This is a genomic window from Leifsonia sp. 466MF (genome assembly GCF_900100265.1).
Taxonomy (GTDB): domain Bacteria; phylum Actinomycetota; class Actinomycetes; order Actinomycetales; family Microbacteriaceae; genus Leifsonia.
Window position 1 is genome coordinate 2,798,567 of the sequence record NZ_LT629696.1, and the last position, 16,261, is coordinate 2,814,827.

At 68.9% G+C, this 16,261-nt stretch carries 17 protein-coding genes and 1 riboswitch; of the genes, 11 read left to right on the forward strand and 6 right to left on the reverse strand.

All coding sequences use genetic code 11. The features are described 5' to 3' along the window. The first annotated feature begins 139 nt into the window (after positions 1 to 139). The 6 genes from BLR91_RS20010 (at position 140) to BLR91_RS13385 (ending at position 4,858) form a co-directional block, all read left to right on the forward strand. Entirely contained in the window at positions 140 to 292 is a 153-nt protein-coding gene (locus BLR91_RS20010; protein ID WP_157694638.1) for a hypothetical protein, read from the forward strand. A 93-nt stretch (positions 293 to 385) separates the two neighbouring features. Then, positions 386 to 1,612 (forward strand): YihY/virulence factor BrkB family protein, encoded by a 1,227-nt coding sequence (locus BLR91_RS13365; RefSeq protein ID WP_018189995.1) that lies wholly within the window; start codon positions 386 to 388, stop codon positions 1,610 to 1,612. A 33-nt stretch (positions 1,613 to 1,645) separates the two neighbouring features. Then, complete coding sequence (locus BLR91_RS13370; RefSeq protein ID WP_018189994.1) at positions 1,646 to 2,482, forward strand: exodeoxyribonuclease III; 837 nt, start codon at positions 1,646 to 1,648, stop codon at positions 2,480 to 2,482. Positions 2,483 to 2,526: 44 nt separating this feature from the next. Continuing rightward, positions 2,527 to 3,537, forward strand: coding sequence for a tryptophan--tRNA ligase (gene trpS, locus BLR91_RS13375; RefSeq protein ID WP_089874754.1), 1,011 nt, complete (start codon positions 2,527 to 2,529; stop codon positions 3,535 to 3,537). Beyond that, the gene (locus tag BLR91_RS13380) at positions 3,537 to 4,130 is read left to right on the forward strand and encodes a GNAT family N-acetyltransferase (protein WP_089874751.1); all 594 of its coding nucleotides are present in this window, start codon (positions 3,537 to 3,539) and stop codon (positions 4,128 to 4,130) included. Before trpS ends, BLR91_RS13380 begins: the two co-directional genes overlap by 1 nt. Beyond that, on the forward strand, positions 4,127 to 4,858 hold the full coding sequence (locus tag BLR91_RS13385; protein WP_089874749.1) for an HAD family hydrolase: 732 nt from the start codon (positions 4,127 to 4,129) through the stop codon (positions 4,856 to 4,858). Before BLR91_RS13380 ends, BLR91_RS13385 begins: the two co-directional genes overlap by 4 nt. Positions 4,859 to 4,988: 130 nt before the next feature. On the opposite strand, the gene BLR91_RS20015 is transcribed toward BLR91_RS13385, so the two are convergent. From BLR91_RS20015 to BLR91_RS13405, 4 genes are all read right to left on the reverse strand, one after another. After that, the gene (locus tag BLR91_RS20015; RefSeq protein WP_157694637.1) at positions 4,989 to 5,720 is read right to left on the reverse strand and encodes a hypothetical protein; all 732 of its coding nucleotides are present in this window, start codon (positions 5,718 to 5,720) and stop codon (positions 4,989 to 4,991) included. Between the two features lie 208 nt (positions 5,721 to 5,928). Then, positions 5,929 to 7,449, reverse strand: coding sequence for a glycerol kinase GlpK (gene glpK / locus BLR91_RS13395; RefSeq protein WP_018189990.1), 1,521 nt, complete (start codon positions 7,447 to 7,449; stop codon positions 5,929 to 5,931). 72 nt (positions 7,450 to 7,521) lie between these two features. Next, positions 7,522 to 8,250, reverse strand: a complete 729-nt coding sequence (locus tag BLR91_RS13400) for an MIP/aquaporin family protein (protein ID WP_020075463.1) — start codon at positions 8,248 to 8,250, stop codon at positions 7,522 to 7,524. Between the two features lie 180 nt (positions 8,251 to 8,430). Continuing rightward, positions 8,431 to 10,170: a glycerol-3-phosphate dehydrogenase/oxidase gene (locus BLR91_RS13405; RefSeq protein ID WP_089874745.1), complete on the reverse strand. Its 1,740-nt coding sequence runs from the start codon at positions 10,168 to 10,170 to the stop codon at positions 8,431 to 8,433. Positions 10,171 to 10,316: 146 nt separating this feature from the next. Here BLR91_RS13405 and BLR91_RS13410 point away from each other — a divergent pair, with 146 nt between their 5' ends. The 5 genes from BLR91_RS13410 to ribH all read left to right on the forward strand — a co-directional run bounded on the left by BLR91_RS13410 (position 10,317) and on the right by ribH (position 15,147). Continuing rightward, positions 10,317 to 11,342, forward strand: a complete 1,026-nt coding sequence (locus BLR91_RS13410; protein ID WP_089874743.1) for a sugar-binding transcriptional regulator — start codon at positions 10,317 to 10,319, stop codon at positions 11,340 to 11,342. Between the two features lie 66 nt (positions 11,343 to 11,408). Next, positions 11,409 to 11,562, forward strand: a riboswitch (FMN riboswitch). Between the two features lie 90 nt (positions 11,563 to 11,652). Beyond that, a complete protein-coding gene (gene ribD, locus BLR91_RS13415; RefSeq protein WP_231918916.1) occupies positions 11,653 to 12,741 on the forward strand; it encodes a bifunctional diaminohydroxyphosphoribosylaminopyrimidine deaminase/5-amino-6-(5-phosphoribosylamino)uracil reductase RibD in 1,089 nt (362 codons plus the stop codon). Between the two features lie 5 nt (positions 12,742 to 12,746). Further along, entirely contained in the window at positions 12,747 to 13,376 is a 630-nt protein-coding gene (locus BLR91_RS13420) for a riboflavin synthase (RefSeq protein WP_089874739.1), read from the forward strand. After that, positions 13,373 to 14,674: a bifunctional 3,4-dihydroxy-2-butanone-4-phosphate synthase/GTP cyclohydrolase II gene (locus BLR91_RS13425; protein ID WP_018189984.1), complete on the forward strand. Its 1,302-nt coding sequence runs from the start codon at positions 13,373 to 13,375 to the stop codon at positions 14,672 to 14,674. The genes BLR91_RS13420 and BLR91_RS13425 overlap by 4 nt, the downstream gene beginning before the upstream one ends. Next, the gene (gene ribH, locus BLR91_RS13430) at positions 14,671 to 15,147 is read left to right on the forward strand and encodes a 6,7-dimethyl-8-ribityllumazine synthase (protein ID WP_089874737.1); all 477 of its coding nucleotides are present in this window, start codon (positions 14,671 to 14,673) and stop codon (positions 15,145 to 15,147) included. Before BLR91_RS13425 ends, ribH begins: the two co-directional genes overlap by 4 nt. A gap of 37 nt (positions 15,148 to 15,184) precedes the next feature. Here ribH and BLR91_RS13435 read toward each other — a convergent pair whose 3' ends face one another. Together BLR91_RS13435 and BLR91_RS13440 are read right to left on the reverse strand one after the other, a co-directional pair. Then, positions 15,185 to 15,622: a VOC family protein gene (locus BLR91_RS13435; protein WP_020075468.1), complete on the reverse strand. Its 438-nt coding sequence runs from the start codon at positions 15,620 to 15,622 to the stop codon at positions 15,185 to 15,187. Further along, positions 15,619 to 16,257: a dihydrofolate reductase family protein gene (locus BLR91_RS13440; RefSeq protein WP_089874735.1), complete on the reverse strand. Its 639-nt coding sequence runs from the start codon at positions 16,255 to 16,257 to the stop codon at positions 15,619 to 15,621. Before BLR91_RS13440 ends, BLR91_RS13435 begins: the two co-directional genes overlap by 4 nt. Between the last annotated feature and the right edge of the window lie 4 nt (positions 16,258 to 16,261).

A 16,261-nucleotide genomic window follows, 5' to 3' on the forward strand; every position in this document is an offset into this window, starting at 1 on the left:
CGCAGCTGTGCGACGCCTCGTCGCTCTGATCAACCGCCCGTCCCGGGGCTCATCGGGACGGAGACCACGGCAGGCGTGATCAGGATTGAGCAGCTGGATGCGGCTTCCGCGTTGGGCTGGACCGGTGTCATCGCCGCAAATGGCCTGCTGGACTGCCATCGGCTGGCTGTACTACACATGGCAGGCGGTCCGCGCGGTTCGCGCTGAGCCGCGACACGACGAGCTAGGCGGCATCCAGGTCACGCAGGCGATCGCCGAGGTGAAGCAGGCGATCATGCGCGGCAAGGCCTGATCGAGCCGCAAACACGTCCACGACGGCCCGCTCCGCATCGGAGCGGGCCGTCGTGCATCTCCGAGCGGTACGCCCGCTCGCTATCCTGACGGCGTGGCCAAGAAGTCCCGAGGCGAGCCCTCCCCGCCGGACCCGGACCTCCAGCGCGCCGCGGGCAACGTTGAGCCGCACGTGGACGAGTCTCTGCGGGAGCGCCTGGTGGAGCGTGCCGACCCCCTGGTTCGCCGGTTCGAGCGTCCGGTGGCGCGCGTCTCGGTCTGGGCGAAGTGGGTCAAGGCTCTGCGGCCGTATCGCGTCTACATCAACTACTCGTATTCGGACGGCAACCTGCGCGCGGCTGGGATGGGGTACCAGTCGCTCTTCGCGGTGTTCGCCGCGGTGTGGGTGGGATTCTCCGTCGCGAGCTACTGGCTCTCCGGCAACGAGGCGGTGTTCGACGCTCTCGTTGCCCTGATCAACCGGGCGGTGCCCGGCCTGATCGAAACCAGCGCCACGGTCGGGGTGATCCCCCAGGAGCAACTGCGCAACGCCTCTTCCTTCGGCTGGACGGGTGTCATCGCCGCCATCGGCCTGATCTGGACCGCGATCGGCTGGCTCTACTACACGCGGCAGGCGGTCCGGGCGGTGTTCCGCCTCAGCCGCGACACCACCAGCTATGTGCTCCAGAAGGTGCGCGACCTCGGACTCGCGCTCATCTTCGGCGTGCTGTTCGTGCTGTCGGCGCTGCTCACGATCGTCAGCACGCAGGCGCTGACGCTCCTTCTGGATCTGACGGGCCTGTCGGACTCGTTCTGGACCAACGCTGCGACGCGTCTCTCGGGTCTCGTCGTGTCGGTCGCGCTCAACATCGTCACGCTGGGGGCGATGTTCCGCATCATGTCCCGAGTGGCGATCCCGTGGCGCAACCTGTTCTTCGGCGCGCTGCTGGGCGCGCTCGTGCTCGCCGGGCTGAGCGCCCTCGGTGGTCTGCTTCTCGGGGCCGCCTACAAGAACCCGCTCCTGGCGACCTTCGCCGTCTTCATCGGTCTCCTGCTGTGGTTCAACCTCATCTCGCGCGTCATCCTGCTGTCGGCGTCGTGGATCGCCATCGGGATGGCCGACCGCGGCCTCTCGCCGCGCGCCGTCACGCCGGAGGAGGCGGCCGCGGAGCGCGCCGCGGCCGAGCACGAGGCGCGTGTGCTGGTCGCTCGATCGGAACTGGCGCAGGCACAGGACGATCTGGCGACGGCGAGGTGGTTCTCCCGGCTGCCCGCGCAGCGCCGCGTCGCCCGGGCGGAGCAGCGGCTGAACGACCTCCTCGACGGAGAACCGGTCGCCTGAACCGGTGTCGGCCGCCCCCGGTAGGCTGGAACCATGCCCTCGAGTCGCTTGCGCATCGCCACGATCAACGCCAACGGCATCCGCGCCGCCTTCCGCAAGGGCATGGGCGCCTGGCTCGACGGGCGCGACGTCGACATCCTCGCCATCCAGGAGGTCCGGGCCTCGTCCGAAGACCTTCAGGGGCTCCTCGGCGACGAGTGGGACATCGTCCACGACCCGGCCACGGCCAAGGGCCGTGCGGGAGTGGCGATCGCGAGCAGGCACCGTGCATCCATCCACCGCGTGGAGCTCGGCCCGAGCGAGTTCGACAGCGCGGGCCGCTGGCTGGAGGCCGACTACGAGGTCGGCGGCACGGTGATCACCGTCGTCAGCGCGTACGTCCACTCGGGCGAGGCCGGCACGGAGAAGCAGACCGAGAAATACCGCTTCCTCGACGCGATGGAGGCGCGGCTTCCCGAGTTGCAGAAGCACAACGAGCTCGCCGTGGTGATGGGCGACCTCAACGTCGGCCACCGCACGCTCGACATCCGCAACTGGAAGGGCAACGTCAAGCGCGCCGGCTTCCTGCCGGAGGAGCGGGAGTACTTCGACCGCATCCTCGGCGCCGAAGGCGACCCGGCCTACAACGCCGGCGCCGGGCTCGGCTGGGTCGACGTCGTCCGCAAGCACGCGGGCGAGGTCGAGGGCCCGTACACATGGTGGTCGTGGCGAGGCAAGGCGTTCGACAACGACACCGGATGGCGCATCGACTACCAGCTGGCGACCCCCGCACTCGCGGAGCGGGTCACAGGCTGGTCGGTCGACCGTGCGGCCGCCTACGACGAGCGATGGTCGGACCACACGCCTGTGGTCGTCGACTACGCGCTCTGACGGCCCTAAGCCTCCGCATCCCTCCAGATTTCGAAAGCAGAACCATGACAACCCTCCCCCGCCTCTACTCCGGCATGCAGCCGTCGGCCGACTCGCTGCACCTCGGCAATTACATCGGCGCACTCCTGCAGTGGAAAGAGCTGCAGAGCACGCACGACGCGTTCTTCTCCGTCGTCGACCTGCACGCCATCACGGTGGCGCAGGATCCGGCGGAACTGCGTGAGAAGACGCGCCGCACGGCGGCGCAGTACATCGCTGCCGGGATCGACCCGTCCGCCTCCACCCTCTACGTGCAGTCCCACGTGCCCGCGCACGCGCAGCTGGCCTGGGTGTTGAACACGATCACCGGCTTCGGCGAGGCGTCGCGGATGACGCAGTTCAAGGACAAGTCGCAGAAGCAGGGCGCCGACGCGACCTCGGTCGGACTCTTCGCGTACCCGGTGCTGATGGCTGCGGACATCCTGCTCTACGACACCGAGATCGTGCCCGTGGGCGACGACCAGCGCCAGCATGTCGAGCTGACGCGCGACCTGGCCGAGCGCTTCAACAGCCGCTTCGGCCAGACGTTCGTCGTGCCGCAGGCGATGATCCTGAAGGACAGCGCCCGCATCTACGACCTCCAGAACCCGGAGTCGAAGATGTCGAAGTCCGCCGAGTCGGGCGCCGGCATCATCTGGATGCTCGACGAACCGGATGTGACGCGCAAGAAGATCATGCGCGCGGTCACCGACACCGACGGCGTCGTGTCGTTCGACCGCGAGGGCAAGCCGGGCATCTCCAACCTGCTCTCGATCTTCTCGGCGCTCAGCGGCCGCTCGATCGAGGCCATCGAGCTGGAGTACGAGGGCAAGGGCTACGGCGACTTCAAGAAGGGCCTCGTCGAGGTGGTGGTCGAGGAGTTCGCTCCCATCCGCCAGTGCGCGCTCGACCTTCTCGCCGACCCCGCCGAGCTCGACCGCATTCTCGCGGTCAACGCCGAGCGCGCAAGCGAGGTCGCCGAGGGCACCCTCGAGAAGGCGTACGACCGCATCGGCTTCCTTCGGCGAGCCCGCTGATGCCGGCGCCGGTCGTCCTGACGGGCGCGCGGGTGACGCTCTCGACGCCCGGGCACGCGGATGTCGACCGGATCGCCGAGGTCTGCGCCGACCCGGCCATCGCCCGCTGGACGACCGTGCCGTCGCCGTACACGCGCGAGAACGCCGTGGGATTCGTGACGAGTGTCGTCCCCGACGGCTGGGCGAGCGGCCGGGTCTGCACGTGGGCGGTCCGTGTCGATGACGTGCTGCTCGGCATGATCAGCATCGGCGATATCCGCGAGCACCAGGGCGAGATCGGCTACTGGATGGCGCCGGAGGCCCGCGGGAAGGGCATCATGTCCGAGGCCACAGCGCTGGTCGTCGACTACGGCTTCGCTCCGGCTCCGGGCGGACTCGCCCTGCGAAAGCTGGTGTGGCGTGCTCTCGCCGGGAACGCCGCGAGCGCCGCCGTCGCCCGCCGTGCCGGCTTCCGCTGGGACGGCATCGTGCCGGGCGGTGCCGAGCAGCGCGGCGAGCGGTTCGATGAGTGGCGTGGAACCCTCCTGCCGCAGGACGCCGGACGGCCTGCGGGCGACTGGCCCGATGTCTCGTTCGTCCAGGTTCCGGCGTGAGCGACATCCGCGTCGTCCTGTTCGACCTCGACGACACCCTGTTCGCGCACCGGGCGGCCGTCGAGGCGGGCATCCTGCGGTTTGCCGAGACGCTCGGGCCGCCCTACGGCACGGCCGAGGCAGACGAGGTCGTGACTCTCTGGCACGATCTCGAGGAGGAGCACTACCACTCGTACCTCGCGGGTGACCTGGACTTCGAGGGGCAGCGGCAGGCGCGCGCCCGCGACTTCGCGGCCCGCCACGGCGTCGAGCTGGACGACGCCCAGGCGAGCGCCTGGTTCGCCGACTACTTCGAGCACTACGTGGCCGCCTGGTCGCTGCACGACGACGCCCTCCCTGCCCTGGATGCACTGGAAGCCGCCCTCCCCGGTGTCCGCTTCGGCCTCATCACGAACGGCGACCTGGCCTTCCAGGGCCGGAAGGTGGAGGCAGTCGGGCTCGACGCTCGCATGGAGCACCTGATCGCCTCCGGCGAGGTCGGCGTGGCCAAGCCCGACGCGGCGATCTTCCACGCGGCGTGTGACGCCTTCAGCGTGCGACCGGATCAGGCCGCCTACGTGGGTGACCGGCTCCGCACGGACGCGATCGGGAGCGCACGGGCCGGCCTCACCGGGGTGTGGCTCAACCGGCGGAATGCCGTCCCCTCCCCCGAGGACGAACTCGACGCGGCCACCGCCGGCGTCCGGACCATCGCCTCGCTCGCCGAGCTCGCTCCGCTCCTGGCCTGATCGAGGAGCTACGTGCGATGAATGGCGGAGCGATCATCCGCGACTTCAGGTTTTCGACCCACACTGGTGACAGGGATTCTTGAACACGTTCTCCGGCCTTGCCCCAAGGACACACGCTCGCAGGGGTGCTCTAGAGTTTTCCGAGCAGCGCCGTTGCCGCTGCAACGAGCCCTGCACTGATGAGGTTCGCCGTGGTACCGTTCGCCAGGTCGGCGACCCACCTCACGGTTCGTCTCACCCACGGATCCTGTAGGTTCTGCTCCTCTACTGCTCTCGACAGCGTCTCAGCAGCCTCTTCCAGGTGCTGCGCGAGTTCGCCTTCATGACGCAATGACTCACGATGCAAGCTGAGAGCGAGTTTGCTCACGTCCCGTTCAATGACGGTCCACTCGTATGTGATCTTCCCGTTGTTCACAAGGTCGCCGTCGCCGAGGTGGGTCGGGCCGTTGAAGGTGATTGACCTCGGCTCCTCGGGTTCGCGCGGAGACCAGCGTTCATAGGAATCGGGGGTCAGCGCCGCGGTCCGCGGCAGAGAGTTCCAGATGACACCGTCCGTGATGACTGTGAAGTTCGGCACGGTCAGCCATCCATGCGCTACCGCATACTCGATTACACGAAGGATTTCAGCATGCGTCCAGCCGAACGAGAGCCAGAGCGCAGGCGGAAGCGTCATTGGACGGTCCGGACCACCGCAATAGCCGCGCAGACTCCCGATCAGATAATCGGCCATCTCATCGAGCACATCTTCCGAAAGTACCGTTTGTGAGTAATGGAGATACCGTCTTCTAGCCACCACGATGAGCGGCGTGGCAAGGGCGACGAGAATTACCACGAAGCCCCACGTAGACCATAGGTCGTTCATCGTCCCCAATCCTTTCAGCTCCGAACAGAATAGGACCGGCCTCCGACGTGGCGCCGCTGGCCCGCAATGGACGTGCGTGCGCCAGGGGGCTGACGCGACACGCCGTCGGCGAGAGCGCCCGGACGGCGTGTCGTGGCAACAAGCTCGGCGCCTGAACGGCGAAGCGCCGCCCGGCGGATGCCGGACGGCGCTTCGTGGAGTGGACGGCTCAAGCGTTGCGCACGTCGTCGTCGACCCAGTCGAAGGTCTTCGTGACGGCCTTCTTCCAGAGACGGATCTGACGGTCGCGCTCCTCCGCATCCATGTTCGGGGTCCAGCGGCTGTCCTCCTGCCAGTTCTTGCGCAGGTCGTCGAGGTCCGACCAGAACCCGACCGCGAGTCCGGCGGCGTACGCGGCACCGAGGGCGGTCGTCTCCGCGACGACCGGACGGATCACCGGGACGCCGAGGATGTCGGCCTGGAACTGCATGAGCAGGTTGTTGGCGATCATGCCGCCGTCGACCTTGAGCTCCGTGAGGTCGACGCCCGAGTCCGCGTTGACGGCGTCCAGCACCTCGCGGGTCTGGAAGGCCGTGGCCTCCAGCACCGCGCGGGCGATGTGGCCCTTGTTCACGTAACGGGTGAGTCCGACGAGCGCACCGCGCGCGTCCGCCCGCCAGTACGGGGCGAACAGGCCCGAGAACGCCGGCACGAAGTACGCGCCACCGTTGTCGTCGACCGTCTTGGCGAGCTCCTCGATCTCCGGCGCGCTCGAGATGATCCCGAGGTTGTCGCGCAGCCACTGCACCAGCGAGCCGGTGACAGCGATCGAACCTTCCAGCGCGTAGTGCGGCGCCGCGTCCCCGAGCTTGTAGCCGAGGGTCGTCAGCAGACCGTTCTTCGAGTGGACGATCTCCTCACCGGTGTTGAAGATGAGGAAGTTGCCGGTGCCGTACGTGTTCTTGGACTCGCCGGTGTCGAACGCAGCCTGGCCGAAGGTCGCGGCCTGCTGGTCGCCGAGGATGCCGGCGACGGGCACCTCGCGGAGGAGGCTGGACGCCTCGACCTGGCCGTAGACCTCGGACGAGCTCTTGATCGCGGGGAGCATCGACTTCGGCACCCCGAACACCTCGAGGATGTCGTCGCGCCAGCTCAGCGTCTCGAGGTCCATGAACAGCGTGCGGGAGGCGTTGGTCACGTCGGTGGCGTGCACACCGCCGTCCGGGCCACCGGTGAGGTTCCAGAGCACCCAGGTGTCGGTCGTGCCGAACAGCAGGTCGCCCGCCTCGGCGCGCTCGCGGGCGCCCTCGACGTTCTCCAGGATCCACACGATCTTGGTGCCGGAGAAGTAGGTCGCCAGCGGGAGGCCGACGATCTGCTTGAAGCGCTCCGTGCCGCCGTCGGCCGCCAGGCGGTCGACGATCGGCTGCGTGCGGGTGTCCTGCCAGACGATGGCGTTGTAGACCGGCTCGCCGGTGTTCTTGTCCCACACCACCGCGGTCTCGCGCTGGTTGGTGATGCCGACCGCCGCGATGTCGTGGCGGGTCAGGTCGGCCTTGGAGAGCGCCTGGCCGATGACCTCGCGGGTGTTGTTCCAGATCTCGACCGGGTTGTGCTCGACCCATCCGGCCTTCGGGAAGATCTGCTCGTGCTCCAGCTGTCCGGTCGAGACGATCGACCCGGACTTGTCGAAGATGATCGCCCGGGTGCTGGTCGTGCCCTGATCGATGGCGACGACGTAGTCGGCCATAGGTAACTCCTTTGTTCTTTGGGGGTGGAACGGAGAGGGGCCGGCGGGATCGCTCCCGGCCGGCCCCCGATGTCACTTGATGAGCGGGAGGAGCACCAGCGCGAGCCATCCGGCGATCAGACCGCCGATGATCGGGCCGACGATGGGCACCCACGAGTAGGCCCAGTCGCTCGAGCCCTTGCCCTTGATCGGGAGGATCGCGTGAGCGATGCGAGGACCGAGGTCACGAGCAGGGTTGATGGCGTACCCGGTCGGACCACCGAGGCTCGCACCGATGCCGATCACGAGGAGGGCGACGGGGAGAGCGCCGAGGGCGGCGAGGCCGGCCGCCTGGCCGGGCTGGTGGCCGAACGCGATCACCACGAAGACCAGCACGAACGTGCCGATGATCTCGGTGACCAGGTTCCAGCCGTAGCTGCGGATGGCCGGGCCGGTCGAGAAGACGCCGAGCTTGTTCGCCGGGTCCGGCTCCTCGTCGAAGTGCCGCTTGTACGCCAGGAACGTCAGCACGGCGCCGATGATCGCGCCGATCAGCTGGGCCAGGATGTACAGCAGCACCGTGATGAAGTTGACCGGCACCAGGGTGTGCGCCGCCGCGGAGCCGAATGTCTTGGCGCCGTTGGCGACGAGTCCGAGGGTCACAGCCGGGTTGAGGTGCGCTCCCGAGTTGTAGGCCACGACCACACCCGAGAACACCGCGATGCCCCAACCGAAGTTGACCATCAGGAACCCGCCGTTGAAGCCCTTGTTCTTGATGAGGGCGACGTTCGCCACGACACCGGTACCGAGCAGGACCAGCATTGCTGTGCCCACCAGCTCGGACAGGAAATCTACACCGATATTGTCCACGTTGACCTTCCAGTTGTTCAGTTGACCCGCACCCTGTTGTGCGTTCTGGTGTGGCTCTTGTCAGGGTGGGCATTTGAACGCTATTGCGGTCACGCCCACCGTGACAAGAACCGTGTCATGCACGTTCGTGCATTATCGAAGCGCCGCGGCTTCGCTCCCGTCCCCCGACTTCAACTGCACCCGGTGGGCGTCGGCGAGGTCCGCTACGAACGAATCTTCCTCCTCCGCGCGTCGATTTGGCGACCATCCGAGCGCGTTTGCCGTGATTTCGGCGATCTCGTGCACCAGCTCGAGGTTCACCGCACCGGTGAACGCCAGGCTCGTCCGTCGCAGGAACACGTCGTCGAGGTGCACGACGTGCTCGCTCCGGACGACATGGTCGATCTCCGCGCGGGAGTACGACGGGGCTGCGGCGAGCGGGGCGTCCTCCCCGTCCCAGCCGGCGATCGCATCGAGGACATAGGTGGCCTTGGTGCCGTAGCGGTGCAGCAGCGTCGCGGCGCGCTCGTCGCCGACATCCGCGCCGTAGCGGGCGATCCAGTCGCGCTCCGCCTGCGGAGTGGTCGGGAAGCCGGCGCCGCCGCCGATCGGCAGTCCGAGGGTCTGGACGGTGCGGGTCGCGCCGAGCGCCTTCAGCGTCTCGTTGGCGAGGTGCTCGCTGAGCGCGCGGAACGTCGTCCACTTGCCGCCGACCAGGCTGAGCACCGTCGTGTCGCCGAGGCCTGCGACGGTGCCCGGCACGATCCGGTAGTCGCGCGACACGAAGCCGGGGGCCGTGTCGTCGTGGTGCGGCAGCGGGCGGACGCCCGAGAACGTGTAGACGATCTGCTCGCGGGTGACCGGGATGCGTGGGAAAACGTGCGAGACCAGTTCGATGAAGTAGTCGATCTCGTCCTCGGTGATGACCGCGCGCTCGGACATGTCGGCATCGATGTCGGTCGTACCGACCATGACCCGGCCCTTGAGCGGGTAGATGAGGACGATGCGGCCGTCGTTGTTCTCGAAGAACATCTCGCGGCCCTGGCAGGCCTCCAGCAGCGCGGGGTTGTCGAGCACGATGTGCGACCCCTTGGTGCCGCCCATGTAGCGCGTCTCCTGTCCGAGCGCCTCGTTCGTCAGGTCGGTCCACGGGCCGGAGGCGTTGACGACGACGTCCGCCGTGATGGTGAACTCCTCACCCGTCTCGCGGTCGCGCACCAGCACTCCGCCGTCGCGCGCGCCGATCGCTTCGACGTAGTTGACGGCGCGGGCGTGCGGACCGGCGGCGAGGCCGTCGGCCAGGACGTCGAGGGCGAGACGCTCCGGGTCGTGCACGGATGCGTCGAAGTACGTGGCCGTGTACTTGAGGTCCGGGTTGAGCGCCGGCAGGGTCTCCAGCGACTTCTTGCGGCCGTGGAACGTGTGCCGCGGCACCGAGCCGCCGTCGCGCGAGAAGGAGTCGTAGATCGTCAGGCCGGTCTTGATGAGGAACGCGCCGCGCTCCTTCGGCTTGCCCTGCTTGTGGGTGAGGAAGCGGAGCGGGGCCGCGAGGATGCCGGAGAAGGTGGAGAAGATCGGGATGGTGGTCTCGAGCGGCTTCACGTAGTGCGGCGCGATCTTCAGCAGGCCGTTGCGCTCCGTCACCGACTCCTTGACGAGGCGGAACTCCCCGTTCTCGAGGTAGCGGATGCCGCCGTGGATCATGTGGCTGGACGCCGCCGATGCGCCGGAGACGAAGTCGTTGCGCTCGACGAGGATCACGTCGACGCCCTGCAGGGCGAGGTCGCGGAAGGTGCCGAGTCCGTTGATGCCGCCGCCGACGACGAGCACCTGTGCTCGGGGGCGTTCGCGGAGGCGCTGGACCTCGGTGCGTGTGGTCGACTTCGTCGTCACGGTCTTCTCCTGTATCGCTTCTCTTCTGGGGTGGTGCTGCAGCTATAGTTTTCGTGGCGGCACAACTTCGATCAAGCTGGATGCACATACGTGCACACACCCCGATCCGCTTGAAGAGAACGTGCCGGAGGAGAAAGAGGCCCCGAATGCCCCAGCCCGACACCGAGCACCTGCCCGACAAGGTCCGCGACGCCCTCAAGGCGGGCCACCTGTACTACATGCAGGACCTCACGATGGAAGCGATCGCGCACGAGATGCACACCTCGCGCTCCAGCGTTTCCCGGCTGCTCAGCTACGCCCGCTCGTCCGGACTCGTCACCATCCAGATCGCCGAGCCGCACGAAGGTGCGAGCCGCATCCAGCAGGCGATCCACGACCGGTTCGGCATCGCGGCCCACATCGTCCCCATGCCGAGCGCCATCAGCGACGTCGACCGCCTGGAGCGCGTCGCCATCTCTGCTGCACGAATTCTCGACAGGTTCATCGACTCCAACCAGACCGTGGGGGTCGCGTGGGGCTCGACCATGAGCGCCCTGAGCAGGCACCTCATCCCGAAGGAGCTGCACAACGTCGAGTTCGTGCAGCTCAACGGCGCCGGCAACACCTACACGACCGGTGTGCTGTACGCGTCCGAGATCCTGCGCCGGTTCGGCGACACGTATTCGGGCACCATCCAGGAGTTCCCGGTGCCCGCCCTGTTCGACGACCCGCAGACCAAGACCGCCATGTGGCGCGAGCGCAGCACCCGGCGCATCCTCGACATCCAGGAGCGCATGGATGTCGCCCTCTTCGGTCTCGGATCCCCGTTCTCGGAGGTCCGCTCGCACGTCTATGCCGGCGGCTACCTCGACCAGGCCGACTACGCGTCGCTCGACGAGTCCGGTGTGGTCGGCGACGTCGCGACCGTCTTCTTCCGCGAGGACGGCAGCCACCACGGCATCCCGCTGAACGAACGGGCGAGCGGCCCGGACATCGACCTGATCAAGCGCGTGCCGCGCCGGGTCTGCATCGTCTCCGGCCCGTCCAAGGTGCACAGCCTCCGTGGCGCCCTCGCCGCCGGGCTCATCACCGACCTGATCGTCGACGAGGGGACGGCACGGGCGCTCGTGCAGCTGACGCAGCCCGCGCAGGTGGAGCCGGCGGGCGAGCCGACCGCCGTCGCCGCCGCGTAACGCGGCGTCGCACCGACCAGGGAATAGACGGCGCGACGGCGCGTTGATCTAGACTCGACAACGAAATACGTGCTCCGGGGTCGGTGAAAGTCCGAACCGGCGGTGACAGTCCGCGAGCGGGACGCCCAGGCGTCCTGCTGAGCCGGTGGAATTCCGGCACCGACGGTAATGCGTGCAGGCGAAAGCCCGCTCGCTCAGTCCGGATGGGAGGAAGCACGGTGGGCAGCCCGCATGGGCTGGCGCCCACGCGACCCCGGCGACACGTCTCGACACGAGACAGGATGGCAACGGGATGACGTGGGAAGCCCCCATGCGCACGGCTCTCGAGCTCGCCGCGAACGGTCCCGCCCGGGGCGTCAACCCCCGGGTCGGCTGCGTGATCCTCGACGCGGAGGGCCACGTGCTCGCCGAGGGCTGGCACCGCGGCGTCGGCACCGCGCACGCCGAGGTGGATGCGCTGAGCCAGCTGCCCGACGGCGGCGCCCGCGGGGCGACGGCCGTCGTCACGCTCGAGCCGTGCAACCACTGGGGCCACACCGGCCCGTGCTCCGAGGCACTCATCGAGGCGGGCGTGGCCCGCGTCGTCTACGGCACCGACGACCCGGGTCACCACTCCAGCGGCGGCGCCCAGCGCCTCCGCGAGGCCGGCGTCGAGGTCATCGGCGGTGTGCTGCGCGACGAGATCGACTCCTTCCTGGGCGACTGGCTCACCGCCGCCCGCCTCGGCCGGCCGTACATCGTCGTCAAGTGGGCGAGCAGCCTCGACGGCCGCGCCGCTGCGGCCGACGGCACCAGCAAGTGGATCACCGGCGCAGCGGCCCGGCAGCGCGTGCACGAGCAGCGGGAGGCGTCCGACGCCATCGTCGTCGGCACCGGGACGGTGCTCGCCGACGACCCGAGCCTCACGGCGCGGGGCGACGCGGGAGAGCTGATGGGCGCCCAGCCGACGCCGGTCGTGGTGGGCACCCGCGCCATCCCGAAGGACGCGGCGGTGTTCCGCCACCCCAACCCGGTCATCTTCGAGGGAACGCACGACCTGGACGAGGTGGTCGCCGATCTGCACCAGCGCGGCTTCCGGCGCGTCTACGTCGAGGGCGGTCCGACACTGGCGAGCGCGTTCGTCGCCGCCGGCCTCGTCGACGAGTACGCGATCTATCTCGCGCCCACGCTCCTCGGCGGCCCGCGGGTGGCCCTCGGCGACCTCGGTGTCAAGACCATCGCCGACCAGCGCCGCCTGCGCGTGATCGACGTCGAGCGCCTCGGCGGCGACCTGCTCATCCGAGCCGTCCCCGTCCCCGACGGCGCACCCCGCACTGCCGCACCCATCGACGATCCCGTCGATGTGGCCGGCGCCGACATCTTCCCCACACCCCCGATCCCCACCGGCCAGGAGGGCTGACGATCATGTTCACCGGAATCATCGAAGAGCTGGGCGAGATCACCGCCGTCGAGCACACCGAGGACGCCGCCCGCGTCACCGTGCGCGGCCCGCTGGCCGTCAGCGATGCCCGGCACGGCGACTCCATCTCGGTCAGCGGTGTCTGCCTGACCGTCATCGACAAGGACGCAGAGACGTTCACGGCGGATGTGATGGCCGAGACCCTCGCGATCAGCACGCTGGACGGCGTCCAGCCCGGCCGCCGCGTCAACCTGGAGCGCGCGGCGAAGGTCGGCGACCGTCTGGGCGGCCACATCGTCCAGGGTCACATCGACGGCACGGCGACCGTGCTGGCGATCACCGACGGCAGCGCCTGGCGCGTCGTGCGGCTGAGCCTCGACCCCGAGCACGCGCCGCTGGTCGCGCGCAAGGGATCGATCGCGATCGACGGCGTCTCCCTCACGGTCAGCGCCGTGGGCGGCGGACGCGAGGACGGCTGGTTCGAGGTCTCGCTGATCCCCGAGACGCTGGCCGCGACGACCCTCGGCGACCGGGTCGTGGGCGACAGGGTCAACATCGAGACGGACATCCTGGCCCGTCATGTGGAGCGCATGCTCGCGCTCGAACCGGCACTGAGCGAACGGAGCGCATCATGAGCCTGGCCACCATCCCCGAGGCCCTCGCGGAGCTGCGCGCCGGCCGACCCGTCATCGTCGTCGACAACGAGAGCCGCGAGAACGAGGGCGACGTCGTCCTCGCCGCCGAGCTGGCGAGCCAGGAGTGGATCGCCTGGACCGTGAAGAACTCCTCGGGGTTCATCTGCGCGCCGATGACGAACGAGATCGCGGACCGCCTCGAGCTGCCCGTGATGGTCGCCCACAACGAGGACGCCCGCGGTACCAACTACACGGTCAGCGTGGATGCGGCGGACCGCCTCTCCACCGGCATCAGCGCCGCCGACCGCGCGCACACCCTCCGCGTGCTCGCCGACCTGGACTCGACGCCATCGAGCCTGCACCGGCCGGGCCACATCCTGCCGCTCCGTGCGGTGGAGGGCGGCGTCCGCGAACGCGACGGACACACCGAGGCAGCGGTCGACCTGCTCAAGCTCGCCGGGATGACGCCGGTCGGCGCCATCGCCGAGATCGTCGCCGACGACGGCGAGATGATGCGCCTCCCCGGTCTCATCGAACTGGGCCGGCGCGAGGGCGTGCTCGTCGTCACGATCGAGTCGCTGATCGCCTACCTGCAGGAGTTCCACTGCGACCAGCCCCTGGAGACGGTGACGCCCATCCCCGAGACCTCCCGCGTGATCTTCGAGGTCGAGACGACCGTGCCGACGACGCACGGGCCGTTCCGGATGCGCGCCTACCGCGACCGCATGACGGGCGCCGACCATGTCGCCATCGTGGCGGGCAACCCGCAGCGCGAGGGCACGCTCATCCGCGTCCACTCCGAGTGCCTGACCGGTGAGGCGTTCGGCTCGCTGAAGTGCGAGTGCGGTCCGCAGCTCGACGCGGCGCTCGACACCATCCAGCGGGAGGGCGGCGTCGTCGTCTACCTGCGCGGACACGAAGGCCGCGGCATCGGCCTCATCAACAAGCTGCGCGCGTACAAGCTGCAGGAGGAGGGGCTCGACACGCTCGACGCCAACCTCGCCCTCGGCCTTCCGATCGACGCCCGGGACTACGGGGCGGCCACGGCCATCCTGCAGGATCTCGGCATCGAGTCGGTGCGCCTGCTGACCAACAACCCGGAGAAGGTGCGCCAGCTGGAGGAGCACGGCATCGAGGTCGAGGAGCGCGTTCCGCTCGTCGTCGGCGTCGGCGCCTTCAACGAGGGGTATCTGGAGACCAAGCGCGACCGCATGGGTCACGCGATCGGGGACATCGATCCGGTGTCCACGACCACCGAGACGGCCGCGGGACTCGCGGCGGAGAGGACTGCACGATGAGCGGAGCGGGAGCCCCGAACGCCGAGGAGCGGATCGACGGGAGCGGCCTGAACGTCGTCGTCGTCGCCGGCAGCTGGCACGAGACGATCAGCGAAGGCCTCATCGCCGGCGCGAAGCGGACCCTGGATGCGTCGGGCGCGACCCACACGCTCGTCCGGGTTCCCGGCAGCTTCGAGCTGCCCGTCGTCAGCAAGGCCGCGCTGGAGGCGGGGGCGGATGCGGTGGTCGCGCTCGGCGTGATCATCCGCGGCGGCACCCCGCACTTCGAGTACGTGTCGGCCGCCGCGACCGACGGCCTCACCCGGGTCGCCATCGACACCGGGAAGCCGGTCGGGTTCGGCGTGCTGACTCTCGATGACGAGGCCCAGGGCATCGACCGCGCCGGCTTCGAGGACTCCAAGGAGGACAAGGGCGCCGAGGCCGCTCACGCAGCTCTCGCGACGGCCATCGCCCTCCGCTCGCTGCGCGGCTGATCACGCACGAGACGACGAAGCGCCTGGGCGCTCCGGTCTATGCCCGCCAGGGCATGTGCTGGAGCGCCCACGTGTTTCCGTCGGGGTCGGCGAACCAGGCGTAGAACACTCCGCCCATGTCCTGGACCGGCGACACATCGACGCCGCGCTCGACGAGCGCCGCACGGGCCGCCTCGATGTCGGCGACGACCAGATGCAGTCCGCGCACGGAGCCGGGCTCCGACGGCGCCTGCCCGATCCCGCTCGTCATCGTGACCGAGCAGTAGGAACCCGGCGGCGTCAGCTGGACGACGCGGACGCCCTCCGCCGGGCGCACATCCACATCCAGTGTGAAGCCGACGTGGTCGCGGTAGAACTCGAGGGAGCGGTCGATATCCGAGACCGGCAGCATCACCAGTTCGAGCATCATCGCGCCGGCGGGCACGGGCGGGGTGGGATTGGCGGTCGGATTGGCGGTCGGGTCGGCTGTAGTCATGATGCCTCCTGGTGGGTGTTCTGCGACGCGGGTCCGCGGCGCACCGGGTAGCGCAGGTGCAGCACACGCTCCCCCGGGATCACGATGTCCGGATCGTCGAGCACGAGCGGTCCGCCCGGGAACGAGCCGAAGTAGCGCTTGCCGCTGCCGAAGACGGCGGGCACCAGATCCATCGCGACGTAGTCGATGAGACCGAGCGCGAGGGCCTGGCCGCCGATGTCGCCGGCGGTGACGCCGACCTCGCCGTCGCCGGCGAGCTCCTGCGCGAGCGCCACCGCGCCGTCCACCGAGTCGACGAAATGGTACGACGCCTCGGGATGCCAGCCGTCCGGCTTCGGACGGTGGGATACGACCACCACGTGCTCGCTCGCGGGCGGGTGCCCCTCCCATCCGTTCGTGAGGTCGAAGAGCCGGCGGCCGATGACGAGCGCGCCCTGCCGCGACCACATCCCGCTCACGTAGTCGACCGAGGCGGCAGAGACCCGGAACGGGCCGCTGTGCACTTCGGGATGGTCCTCCACCTCGAGCGGATGGTCGCCGTTGAAGTACCAGTCGTGGAGCGGTCCGACGTCGTCGTGATCGTCGGCGATGAAGCCGTCGAGCGACGCCACCGCGTGGAGATAGGTCGTGCTCATGTCG